General features: G+C 57.4%; 13 protein-coding genes and 1 pseudogene. 6 read left to right on the plus strand and 8 right to left on the minus strand.

Translation table 11 applies throughout. The features are described 5' to 3' along the window. Positions 1-49 precede the first annotated feature (49 nt). Both VHE58_00790 and VHE58_00795 read left to right on the plus strand, forming a co-directional pair. Positions 50-331: a DUF4936 family protein gene (locus tag VHE58_00790; protein HVS25843.1), complete on the plus strand. Its 282-nt coding sequence runs from the start codon at positions 50-52 to the stop codon at positions 329-331. Between the two features lie 2 nt (positions 332-333). Next, the gene (locus tag VHE58_00795; GenBank protein ID HVS25844.1) at positions 334-1,113 is read left to right on the plus strand and encodes an NRDE family protein; all 780 of its coding nucleotides are present in this window, start codon (positions 334-336) and stop codon (positions 1,111-1,113) included. Here the strand turns inward: VHE58_00795 and VHE58_00800 are convergent. Continuing rightward, on the minus strand, positions 1,108-1,509 hold the full coding sequence (locus VHE58_00800) for a GNAT family N-acetyltransferase (protein HVS25845.1): 402 nt from the start codon (positions 1,507-1,509) through the stop codon (positions 1,108-1,110). The two genes, VHE58_00795 and VHE58_00800, sit on opposite strands and share 6 nt — an antisense overlap. A gap of 86 nt (positions 1,510-1,595) precedes the next feature. Between VHE58_00800 and VHE58_00805 the strand changes: the two genes are divergently transcribed. Next, positions 1,596-3,572 (plus strand): bifunctional aldolase/short-chain dehydrogenase, encoded by a 1,977-nt coding sequence (locus VHE58_00805; protein ID HVS25846.1) that lies wholly within the window; start codon positions 1,596-1,598, stop codon positions 3,570-3,572. After that, positions 3,572-4,621 (plus strand): S-methyl-5-thioribose-1-phosphate isomerase, encoded by a 1,050-nt coding sequence (gene mtnA, locus VHE58_00810; GenBank protein HVS25847.1) that lies wholly within the window; start codon positions 3,572-3,574, stop codon positions 4,619-4,621. The genes VHE58_00805 and mtnA overlap by 1 nt, the downstream gene beginning before the upstream one ends. Before the next feature lie 131 nt (positions 4,622-4,752). Here the strand turns inward: mtnA and fabG are convergent, their stop codons facing one another. The 5 genes from fabG to guaB form a co-directional block, all read right to left on the minus strand. Continuing rightward, on the minus strand, positions 4,753-5,493 hold the full coding sequence (fabG, locus tag VHE58_00815) for a 3-oxoacyl-ACP reductase FabG (protein ID HVS25848.1): 741 nt from the start codon (positions 5,491-5,493) through the stop codon (positions 4,753-4,755). A gap of 169 nt (positions 5,494-5,662) precedes the next feature. After that, entirely contained in the window at positions 5,663-6,148 is a 486-nt protein-coding gene (locus VHE58_00820) for a L,D-transpeptidase (GenBank protein HVS25849.1), read from the minus strand. Beyond that, the gene (tadA, locus tag VHE58_00825; GenBank protein HVS25850.1) at positions 6,148-6,618 is read right to left on the minus strand and encodes a tRNA adenosine(34) deaminase TadA; all 471 of its coding nucleotides are present in this window, start codon (positions 6,616-6,618) and stop codon (positions 6,148-6,150) included. Before tadA ends, VHE58_00820 begins: the two co-directional genes overlap by 1 nt. After that, a complete protein-coding gene (gene guaA / locus VHE58_00830; GenBank protein HVS25851.1) occupies positions 6,609-8,234 on the minus strand; it encodes a glutamine-hydrolyzing GMP synthase in 1,626 nt (541 codons plus the stop codon). The genes tadA and guaA overlap by 10 nt, the downstream gene beginning before the upstream one ends. A gap of 86 nt (positions 8,235-8,320) precedes the next feature. Continuing rightward, positions 8,321-9,781, minus strand: coding sequence for an IMP dehydrogenase (gene guaB, locus VHE58_00835; GenBank protein HVS25852.1), 1,461 nt, complete (start codon positions 9,779-9,781; stop codon positions 8,321-8,323). A gap of 174 nt (positions 9,782-9,955) precedes the next feature. On the opposite strand from guaB, the gene VHE58_00840 reads away from it, so the two are divergent. Further along, positions 9,956-10,450, plus strand: a complete 495-nt coding sequence (locus VHE58_00840) for a DUF4124 domain-containing protein (GenBank protein HVS25853.1) — start codon at positions 9,956-9,958, stop codon at positions 10,448-10,450. A 6-nt stretch (positions 10,451-10,456) separates the two neighbouring features. Here VHE58_00840 and VHE58_00845 read toward each other — a convergent pair whose 3' ends face one another. Together VHE58_00845 and VHE58_00850 are read right to left on the minus strand one after the other, a co-directional pair. Continuing rightward, positions 10,457-10,756 (minus strand): RnfH family protein, encoded by a 300-nt coding sequence (locus VHE58_00845; GenBank protein ID HVS25854.1) that lies wholly within the window; start codon positions 10,754-10,756, stop codon positions 10,457-10,459. Next, positions 10,746-11,180 (minus strand): type II toxin-antitoxin system RatA family toxin, encoded by a 435-nt coding sequence (locus VHE58_00850; GenBank protein ID HVS25855.1) that lies wholly within the window; start codon positions 11,178-11,180, stop codon positions 10,746-10,748. Before VHE58_00850 ends, VHE58_00845 begins: the two co-directional genes overlap by 11 nt. Before the next feature lie 52 nt (positions 11,181-11,232). Here VHE58_00850 and smpB point away from each other — a divergent pair. Continuing rightward, positions 11,233-11,667 (plus strand): annotated as a pseudogene (smpB, locus tag VHE58_00855) (SsrA-binding protein SmpB). The last annotated feature ends 89 nt before the right edge of the window (positions 11,668-11,756 follow it).

Genomic DNA, 11,756 nt, shown 5'->3' on the forward strand with positions numbered 1-11,756 from the left:
CGGAAAGCCGCCGTCGCAACCGCGTGGGACTTAATCAGAGGTTCCCTTAATGCCGCTCAATTTTTACATTTATTACCGGGTGGAGCAGGCCCATGCTGCGTCGCTGGAACTCCGTATTCACGCCATGCAAACCGCTTTGCGGAAACAGACCGGGGTTGCCGGACGTCTGCTGAAGAAACGCGACGATTCGCTGTTGTGGATGGAAATCTACGAAGATGTCGCCGAATCCGGTCCGTTTGAAGATGCGCTGATGCAAGCTGTCGAAAAATACCACCTGAAACAATTTGTGGAAGCGGGATCACAACGGCATACCGAGTGCTTTGTCCTTTAACCATGTGTCTCGTTTTGCTCGCCTATAAGCTGTCGCCGGACTGGCCTTTGCTGTTCGTCGCCAATCGCGATGAATTCTACGAGCGCTCCACCGCGGCCGCGGCGTTTTGGGAAGATCATCCGGAGGTTCTCGGCGGCCGCGACTTGCAGAAGCACGGAACCTGGCTCGGCGTCACGCGCAGCGGGCGTTTTGCCGCCGTCACTAATTTTCGCCAGGGATTTGCCCTGAAGAAAAATGCGCCGTCCCGCGGCGCGCTGGTGAGCAATTATCTGCTGGGAAAAGAAAAACCGAGGGACTATTTACAGCGGCTGCAGCAGCATGCCGCCGAATACGACGGCTTTAACCTGATAGTCGGGGACATTAAAGAGGTTTACTACTATTCGAATCGCGGCGGAAAAATGCAAAAACTTGCTCCCGGGTTGTATGGCTTGAGCAACCATCTGCTGGATACGCCCTGGCCCAAGGTGGAGCGCGGCAAGAAACAGCTCATCCGGTTTTTTTCGGCGCCGCCGCCGCTTTCTGTCGAGGCGCTGTTTTCCATTTTGGCCGACCGCTTTGTTCCGGAAGATATAGAGCTGCCGAACACCGGCATCGGGCTGGAATGGGAACGACGGTTGTCATCGGCTTTTACCGCTACCGCCGAGTACGGCACGCGTTCCTCCACCCTGCTCTTTATCCATTCGAACAACCGGGTCGAACTCATCGAGCGCTCCTTTAAGCGGGCCGGCGTCGAGGGCGCTACCGTGGACCATGAGTTCTTAATCGATTCTACGCCTTTATAAATGCAGAACCATTTTTACATGCGGTATGCCTGCGTCCATGAATTCCCCGCTCGCCACCTTGAAACCGCGGCGGGAATAAAATGCGACAGCGCGGGTCTGCGAATTGAGGAAGACTTTGCTGAATCCCCGGGTTCTGGCTATTTGCAAAAGAGCTTCAAGCAGCGCGCTGCCCACGCCTAGCCCCCGCCACTCTTTTAATACCGCCATGCGGCCGATTTGGCCATCGTGGAGCAGGCGCGCCGTGCCAATGGCTACGCCGCCGCGGCTTTGCGCCAAAACATGACGCGCCTTCGGGTCCAGCCCATCCCATTCCAGCTCGACCGGAACGTTCTGCTCGACGATGAAAACCGTCTCGCGGACGCGCTTGAGTTCATGCTGCGCTTCTTGCCAGCTCACTTTGCGTATTCGGTAATCTTGCATTTTTTGCGGAATCCCCATCCGGCCAACGATATAATATTGCACAAACTAGCAATCAGGTAACCATGAAAAACTTGTGGAACGACAAGGAAGCCGCGCAGCATAAGGGTGATTTGGGCTTGCGCGTTTATACTTCGCGCCTGCTCGGGCGCGACAAATCGCTGGTGCTGCACGGCGGCGGTAACACTTCGGTCAAAATCAAGGAGTGCGACATTCTCGGCGCGGAAGAACAAATTCTCTACGTCAAGGGCAGCGGCTGGGACCTGGAAACTATAGAAGAAGCCGGTTTCTCCCCGGTACGCATGCCGCACTTGCTGCGGCTCGCTCGGCTTGATGCGCTGTCCGATCCGCAAATGGTGAACGAGCTGAAAACGCACCTGACTCGCGCTTCTGCCCCCGCACCCTCCATCGAAACCATCCTGCACGCGATTCTCCCTTATAAATATGTCGATCACACCCACGCCGATGCGGTGATTACCGTGACCAATACCGATAACGGTGAGGCGCACATACGGGAAATCTACGGCGACAGCGTGGTGGTAATTCCTTATGTCATGCCCGGCTTTGACCTGGCGCGGGTCTGCGCCAGGCGGTTCGCCAGCGAGTCCACGCGCAAGACTGTAGGCATGGTGCTGCTGAATCACGGCATATTCTCCTTCGGCGAAACCGCAAAGGAATCTTATGAGCGAATGGTTGCGCTGGTCTCACGCGCGGAAAAATATCTGGCCAAAAAAGGCGCATGGAAAATCACCGCCCCACGCCTTATGAACGCTTCCACCAAGCCGCTGCGATTCGACCTGGCTGCGCTAAGAAAAGAAATCTCGAAAGCCGCCGGCTTCTCGGTGGTTCTCGCCACCTATACCGACAGCCGGACGCTGGCTTTTGCTCAACGCAAGGATGTAGCGAAAATTTCCCAGCAAGGCCCGGCCACGCCCGATCATGTGATTCGTACCAAGCGCATCCCGATGGTGGGAAGAGACGTTGCAGCCTATTCCAAATCCTACAAGGAATACTTCCATCGGTATGTGCGCGGCGCCAGGGAAAAGAAGACCATGCTCGATCCCGCGCCGCGGGTGATTCTGGACTCCGAATTCGGCCTGGGCGCGGTGGGGCAGACGGCGAAAGATGCTGCAATCGTCGCCGAAATTTACCTGCACACGATTGAAGTCATTTTGCGCGCGACGGCTTTGGGCGGGTTTCACGCTCTTCCGGCAAAAGAATTATTTGAAGTCGAGTACTGGGACCTCGAACAGGCGAAACTGAAGAAAGGCGGCAAGCCCCCGGTGTTTGCCGGCGAAATCGCGCTAGTGACCGGTGCCGCTTCCGGCATAGGCAGGGCCTGCGCGGACTCGCTGCTGGCTCGCGGCGCCGCGGTCATCGGGCTCGATTTGAATCCGGCGATTGAATCGCTTTACCAGCGCAGCGATTTTCTGGGGTTGCGTTGCGATGTCACCAGCGAAAAAGCGGCGGCAGGAGCGCTGGAGGCCGGCGCCAGGGCATTTGGCGGGCTCGACATGCTGGTGCTCAATGCCGGAATTTTCCCTGCTAGCCGCCGCATCGAAGCCTTGAAAACTGATGAATGGCGCAAGGTGATGAACGTCAATCTCGACGCCAACCTGATGCTGATGCGCGAATGCCATCCCCTGCTCAAGCTCGCCCCCAAGGGCGGGCGGGTGGTGGTCATCGGCTCGAAGAACGTCCCCGCGCCGGGCCCGGGGGCCGCTGCCTATTCCGCGTCCAAGGCGGCGCTCAATCAATTGGCGCGGGTGGCGGCGCTGGAATGGGGAGCGGAGGGCATCCGCATCAATACCATACATCCCAATGCCGTTTTTGATACCGCCATCTGGAGCGATGAGGTGCTGGCTTCGCGCGCGGCCCAATACGGCCTCACCGTAGAGCAATACAGGAAAAACAATGTGCTCAAGACAGAAGTCAGCAGCCGCGATGTGGCGGAGCTGGCGGCGGAAATGTGTGGCCCACTGTTTGCCAAGACTACGGGCGCGCAAGTTCCCGTAGACGGCGGCAATGAGCGGGTTATTTGATGCAAACCGACAAAGTCGAAACGCTGCGCTGGCGCGGTAACCGCCTGGAGATGATAGACCAGCGCATCCTGCCCGAACGCTTTGAATACTTGAGTTTCGATTCCGCCGCTGCCGTCGCCGACGGCATACGCAACATGGTGGTGAGAGGCGCGCCCGCCATCGGTTGCGCCGCCGCCTATGGTGTCGCGCTTGAAGCGCTGCGGCTGAAACATCTGCCGGCAAAAGAATTCGAAGCGGCATTGGAACAGGGTTTCCGCCTGCTCGCGGGGAGCCGCCCTACCGCGGTGAATCTGTTTTGGGCGCTCACGCGCATGCGCGAAACCTGGAATTCGGCCAAAAGCCGGCAACCCGCGTTGATTGCGGAAAAACTGCTGGGCGAAGCGCAGGCCGTCCAGGCTGAAGACATCCGCATTAATCGCGCCATCGGCCGACACGGAGTTGAACTTATAAAAAATGAGGCCAGAATCCTTACCCATTGCAACGCCGGCGCACTGGCCACTGCCGGATACGGCACCGCGCTGGGTGTGATTCGCTCCGCCATGGAAGCAGGCAAAAAAGTTTCGGTGGTGGTGGACGAGACGCGCCCTTTCCTGCAAGGCGCAAGGCTCACTGCCTGGGAACTGGTTCAAGAGCAGATTCCCGCGACGCTGATTACCGACAATATGGCGGGACACTTGATGAGCCGCGGGGAAATCGATGTGATCATCGTCGGCGCCGACCGAGTGGCGGCCAACGGCGATGTGGCGAACAAGATCGGCACTTACATGCTGGCGGTGCTGGCATACCGTCACCGCATTCCTTTTTATGTCGCCTGCCCGCTCTCCAGCATTGATCTCAAGGTGGCAAGCGGCAGGGACATTCCAATAGAAGAACGCGCGGCTGAAGAAGTAAGCGGTTATCGCGAAACGCGGTGGGCGGCACAAGGGGTGAATATCCGCAACCCGGTGTTTGATGTGACCCCCGCGGAACTGGTGACGGGATTGATCACCGAAAAAGGCGTGGTGCTCAATCCTGATCGAAGTAAATTAGAAGCGCTATTTAAGAAGTAAGCAAGCGGTTTTTGAAACGTCGCGAGCAACCCCAGTTACGCGACGCGAAGAAGTGAGGTGCGAGACAGTACACTGAAGTACGGCGAGCGTCGAGCGACCGAGCAACAAAGTAAATGGGGTGCGCGGCAGTTTCAAAGCGTCATGCCGCCGCTGACTTCGATCACCGCGCCGTTGATGTAGCTCGCCTCATCGGAGGCGAGGAAGGCGTAGGTGTTGGCGATTTCTTCCGGACTGCCGAGACGGCCCAAAGGCACTTTTTCTTCCATCGCTTTCAGCACTCGGTCCGGCATCGAGCTCAAAATCGGCGTGTTGATAAAACCGGGACAGATGGCATTCGCGCGTATACCATTCCTGCCCAGTTCGCGCGCCCAGGCTTTTACCATGCCGATCACGCCGGATTTGCTTGCCGCATAATTAGTCTGGCCGAAATTGCCGTAAAGGCCGACGACTGAAGAGGCATTGAGAATGACGCCGGAATTCTGCTGCAGCATGATGTCCACCACCGCCCGGGTGCAGTTGTAAACGCCTTTAAGATTGATTTCGATCACCTGGTCGAATTGTTCTTCAGTCATGTTTTTCAGCTGACTGTCCATGACAATGCCGGCATTGTTGACGAGACAGTCAATGCGCCCGTATTTCTCCATCACCGCCTTGACCATGTTTTCGATGCTGGTCTTGTCTCTTACATCCATTATAAAACCCACCGCCTCTCCGCCAGCGACCTGAATGGCCTGCACCGTTTCATCTATCCACTCGGGAGTCAGGTCACATACCACGACCTTGGCGCCTTCCTTGGCAAATTTGACGGCAGTTGCCCGGCCAATGCCGCGGCCAGCGCCGGTAATGATGGAAACCTTATTTTTCAGTCTCATACACATTATCCTTCCCTTCAAATCAGTTCAGGTAAGCGCCTGGACAGGAAAAGTGTAGCATGGCATTGTGCAGCGCACAATATATTCTATATCAGTACATAATGTCGTATTTTTCAAAAAATAATCAAGGTTTAAGGTTTTGCGCCACAATTAAAAAAGCAGGCTAAAATCAGCGGTCGCGGATCTCGACCGGCGTACCCGGGCTTACGCCGTCAAAAAGCTCGATGAGATCCGAATTACGCATGCGGATGCAGCCGATTGACCCCGGCTTGCCCATTGCCACCGTATCCGGCGAGCCGTGGATGTAGATGCAACGGCGCATGGTATCAACGTTGCCCAGCCGGTTGAATCCGATTTCGCAGCCGGAAAGCCAAAGAATGCGCGTCAGAATCCAGTCGCGGTCGGGATAGAGCCTGGCGAGTTCCGGCGTGTAAACCTCGCCGGTGGGCCGGCGTTCGACGAATACCGTGTTTACCGGTAAGTTATCGCCGATTTTGGCGCGGACGACGTGCCGCCCCCGCGGCGTGCAGTTGCTGCCATTCAATTCACCTGCGCCATTTTTTGAAGTGGAGATCGGATAGCGGCTCACTTCCCTGCCCTGCTCGTCCAACAGGGTCAGGGTTTGCTGCGGCAAACTGACGATGATTTTCGCCATCAGTTTTCAACCCCGCGGCGCTCGGCAAAAAAACGCTTCAGTATTGCGCAGCATTCAGCGGCGAGCACGCCGCCCGCGACTTGCGTGTGATGGTTGAGCCGCGATTCCTGGAACAGGTTCACCACGCTCCCACAGGCGCCGCTTTTCGGATCCACCGCTCCGTAAACGAGGCGCGCGAGGCGCGCCTGCATGATGGCGCCCGCGCACATGGGACAAGGCTCCAGCGTCACGTACAGCGTGCAACCGGCAAGGCGATAATTGCCCATCCGCGCGGCGGCGTCGCGCAAAGCCCGGATTTCCGCGTGCGCGCTCGGGTCTTTTTTCGAAATGGGCGCATTAAACCCGCGCCCCACGATCTCGCCATTGCTCACCACCACCGCACCCACCGGCACTTCGCCGGCTTGCCACGCCTGTTGCGCGAGCTTCAGGGCTTCGCGCATAAAGTCTTCGTCGCTTGCCGTTATTCCCATTCGATAGTCGCCGGCGGCTTTCCGGAAATGTCGTAAACCACGCGGTTGATGCCGCGCACTTCGTTGATGATGCGGTTGGAGACTTTCGAGAGTAACGCGTGAGGAAGTTCCGCCCACTGCGCGGTCATGAAGTCCTGGGTGGTGACCGCGCGCAGCGCCACCATATATTCATAAGTGCGGCCATCGCCCATCACGCCCACCGATTTCACCGGCAGGAACACCGCAAACGCTTGGGCGGTAGCGTCGTACCAGTTCCTTGGTGTGTTCTGACCCCCACCCTGACCCTCCCCCTGTGAGGGGGAGGGAATATAAGGGGTTGCACGCAGCTCCTCGATGAAAATCGCATCCGCTCGGCGCAGCAGTTCGGCGTATTCTTTTTTCACTTCGCCGAGAATACGCACACCCAACCCCGGGCCGGGGAAGGGGTGGCGGTCGATCATCTCGCGCGGCAAGCCCAACGCCAAACCCAATTCGCGCACTTCGTCCTTGAACAATTCGCGCAGCGGCTCGAGCAGCTTCAAATGCAGCGTTTCGGGAAGCCCACCGACGTTGTGATGCGACTTGATGGTGTTCGCCTTTTTGGTTTTGGCGCCCGCGGATTCAATCACGTCGGGGTAAATCGTACCTTGCGCCAGCCATTTCACCTGCGGCAGTTTTTCCGCTTCGCGCTGAAACACTTCGATGAATTCCTTGCCAATGATTTTGCGTTTTTGTTCCGGATCAGCCACTCCGGCGAGCTTGCTTAAAAACTGCCGGCTTGCGTTCACCTGCACCACCTTCACGCCGAGATTACGGGCAAAGGTATTCATCACCTGCTCAACTTCATTCAGCCGCAGCAACCCGTTGTCCACAAACACGCAGGTCAATTGCTTGCCGATAGCGCGATGCAAAAGCGTCGCGGCGACCGCCGAATCAACCCCGCCCGAAAGGCCGAGAATTACCTCTTCCTTGCCCACCTGTGAGCGGATTTTGGCGACCACCTCTTCCACGTAATCCGGCATGTTCCAGTCGCCCTTGATCCCGCAAATCTCGTGCACAAAGCGCTCGAGAATCCGCCTGCCCTGGCGCGTATGAGTGACTTCAGGATGAAATTGCAGTCCGTAGAATTTGCGCGCTTCGTCCGCCATGCCGGTGATGGGGGTCGATTCATTGTCGGCAATCATCTTGAAACCGGCAGGCAGCGTATTCACCCGGTCGCCGTGGCTCATCCACACATCAAGCAGGCCGTGATTTTCCGCATTGGCCCGGTCCTGGATTTCGCGCAAGAGAGAAGAATGGCCGCGCGCCCGCACTTCGGCGTAGCCGAACTCGCGCACCAGGCCGTTCTCTACTTCGCCGCCGAGCTGCGCCGCCATGGTCTGCATGCCGTAGCAAATGCCCAACACCGGCACGCCGAGCTCGAACACGACTTGCGGCGCGCGCGGAGTGCCGCCTTCCACTACCGAGGCCGGACCGCCGGAAAGGATAATGCCGCGCGGGTTGAATTCGCGGATAAATTTTCCACCCGTGTCATAAGGATGCAACTCGCAGTAGACGTTGCATTCGCGCACGCGGCGCGCAATCAACTGTGTGTACTGTGAGCCGAAATCAAGAATCAGGATTTTTTGGTGCTGCATGGCTAAGTGAGACGTAAGGCGCGAGGCATGAGGAACAATTCCATGGGGAAATATCCGTTTTACTCCTCACCCCTCGCTCTTCACTCTCACTCGATTCTATAATTCGGCGCTTCCTTGGTGATCTGCACATTGTGAACATGCGACTCGCGTATGCCCGCGGAAGTGATTTCGACGAATTGGGCTTTGGTGCGCATTTCGGGGACGGTACGGCAACCGACATAGCCCATGCTGGCGCGCAGGCCCCCGGTCAACTGCTGCATTACCGCCACCACGCTGCCTTTATACGGTACGCGCCCTTCCACGCCCTCGGGCACCAGCTTGTCGGCGTTCATTTCGGGATCCTGGAAATAACGGTCGGCCGCGCCCTGCTGCATCGCGCCCAGCGAACCCATGCCGCGGTAGGATTTGTAGGAGCGGCCCTGGAACAACTCGATTTCACCAGGCGCTTCCTCGGTGCCGGCAAACAAGCCGCCCAGCATCACTGCATGCGCCCCGGCGGCAATTGCCTTGGCGATGTCGCCGGAATAGCGAATGCCGCCGTCGGCAATCACCGGAATCCCGGCGTTCCTCAACGCTTCGGACACATCCTGAATCGCGGTAATTTGCGGCACGCCCACTCCCGCGACGATGCGGGTGGTGCAGATCGATCCCGGGCCGATGCCGACTTTGACCGCATCGGCGCCGTGATCCACCATCGCTTTCGCCGCTTCTGCGGTGGCGATGTTGCCGCCAATGACCTGGGTCGCGGGAAAATTTTTCTTCACCCATTTCACGCGATCCAGCACACCCTGCGCATGGCCGTGGGCGGTGTCCACCACAACTACGTCAGCGCCCGCCTCAACCAGGCATTCCACCCGTTCTTCGGTGTCTTCGCCAACGCCCACCGCCGCGCCGACACGCAAGCGGCCTAGTTCATCTTTGCAGGCATAAGGGTGTTCGCTCGATTTGAGAATGTCTTTCACGGTGATCAGCCCGCGCAATTCGAAACGGTCATTCACCACCAGCACCCGCTCCAGGCGGTACTGGTGCATGAGCTTCAGCGCCTCTTCGCGGCTTGCGCCCTCCTTCACCGTGATCAGGCGCTCGCGCGGAGTCATGATGCTCTTGATCGGTTGCGCGAGGTTCGTTTCAAATCGCAGATCGCGGTTGGTCACGATGCCCACTACTTTGGAGCCTTCTACGACCGGCAATCCGGAAATCTTGTGCTGCTCGGTGAGTTTCATCACTTCGCCCACTTTCATCTCCGGGGAGATGGTGATGGGGTCCTTCACCACGCCGCTCTCGAAACGCTTGACTTTTGCCACTTCTGCCGCCTGCGCCTGGGGCGGCATGTTTTTGTGCACGACGCCGACGCCGCCTTCCTGCGCCACCGCGATGGCCAGGCGCGCTTCGGTCACAGTATCCATCGCCGCGGAAAGCAGCGGGATGTTGAGGAAGATGGTGCGGGTCAGTTGCGTGGTGAGGTCGACGTCGCGCGGCAGGATGGTCGAGTGGGCGGGAACGAGAAGAACGTCGTCAAAGGTTAATGCTTTTTTGGCGACCCGCATGTTTTTTCCTTTGCAAAGAGCTATTATACGTAAGCCTCGGATGGGCGGCAAATATGAGACGCCTTGCGTCCGCCGCCGTCAACCCGGCGCAGAGGCCGAATGTGACATATGCACTACTCCCGGCCGGCCGATTGGCATACACTTAAGTCTGTTTGGTTGCTACCGGAGCTGAACATGCCGCGTTTATTGAGCCTGATCATCCTGTCGCTTTTGTCTGGAGTAGTTGCGTCCGCCGATGTCTATAAATGGGTTGATTCCGACGGCACCGTCCACTATTCCGATCAACCGCCTCCGGGCGCCGTCAAAGAACAAAGCCTGAGCAACAAATCCGGAACACCGCCGGGCAGTTCCGGAGCTTCTGGCGCGGGGAATGCCGCGCCTAATGCAGCCGGTCCCAAAACCTACATCGAACAGGACGCGGAATTCCGCAAGCGCCAGGTGGAGGCCGAGGAAAAACACGCAAAAGAAGAAAAAGTGCTGGCCGAAGCCAAAGGACGCCAGCAAAACTGCGAACACGCGCGCAGCAGTCTTCAGTCCCTGCAGTCGGGGCAGCGCGTCGTCAAATATAATGAAAAAGGCGAGCGCGTATACCTCGACGATAATGAACGCGGGCAGGAAATCGCAAATGCGCAAAAAAGCGTGGATTCCTGGTGCAACCCGAGAAAATAACCCGGATTATTTCCTGACTCTTTTATTCGCCTGCGCCCGCCGCCGGCGGGCCTCTTTCGGATCCGTAATCAAGGGACGGTAAATTTCCACGCGATCGCCATCGCGCAATAGTGCGCCCGCATCGACGTGCCGGCCGAAAATCCCGAGACCATTCTTGGCGAGGTTAATTTCGGGGTGTTTTTGCAGAATTCCGGATTGCGTTATGGCCTGGCCTGCAGTCGCACCTTTCGCCAGCCGCAGCTCTACAACCGTCCGGTTGAGGGGCGCGGCGTAAACCACCCGGATCGCGATCTCATTACTTGGCATATATCTTTTCCGCACGCTTGATGAAGCCGTCCACAAAACTGTCGGCGATATGCTGAAACGCGCCACTCAGCAGCTTCTCCACAAGTTTGCTGGAAAATTCATATTGCAGCTGAAATTCGATTTTGCAGCCTTCCCCTCCGAGCTCAATAAAACGCCAGCCGCCCTCGAGATGGCGAAAAGGCCCCTTGACTAGTTTCATTTCAATCAGGCGCGGCATCTCCTTGGTATTTTCGGTCGCAAAGCTCAGCTTCAAGCGACGATAGTTGATATGCAGGGTTGCGGCAGTAACTTTATCATCACGGCGCGTGACCAATGTTCCTGAACACCAGGGCAGGAACTGCGGGTAGTTCTCAATTCCGTCCACCAGCGCAAACATCTGTTGCGCGGTGTACGGAACCAGCACGATTCGCTCAACGCGGGTCATCGAATTCCAAAAGCTGATAAAATTCACAGAATTTTAGCAAACCGCCCTCCTCATGAGTGTCATTCAGAACAAAAAAGCCTTCCATGACTATTTCGTCGAAGAAAGATACGAGGCGGGCATGGTCCTCGCGGGGTGGGAAGTCAAGGCGATTCGCGCCGGCCGTTGCCAGATCAAGGAAGCCTATGTCGTGGTGCGCAAAGGCGAGATTTTCATCATCGGCTGCCATATCAGTCCGTTGGCGACCGCATCAACCCATATCACGCCCGACCCTACGCGCACCCGCAAACTGCTGCTGCACACGGAGGAAATCGGCAAGCTGATCGGTAAGGTAGAGCGCGCCGGCTACACGCTGGTGCCGCTCGACATTCATTACACGCGCGGCAAAATCAAGCTGGAAATCGGGCTCGCCAAGGGCAAAAAACAGCACGACAAGCGCGAAACGGAAAAACAGCGCGAATGGCAGCGCGAGAAACAGCGTCTGTTGCGCGCCAAGACAAGAAAGGATGAGTTTAAGGAACCTCTGATTAAGTCCTCCGCAGATTGCGTTGCTGGCAAAATGTGGATGGATGCGAGGCG

The sequence above is a fragment of the Burkholderiales bacterium genome, from assembly GCA_035543335.1.
Lineage (GTDB): Bacteria > Pseudomonadota > Gammaproteobacteria > Burkholderiales > JAHFRG01 > JAHFRG01.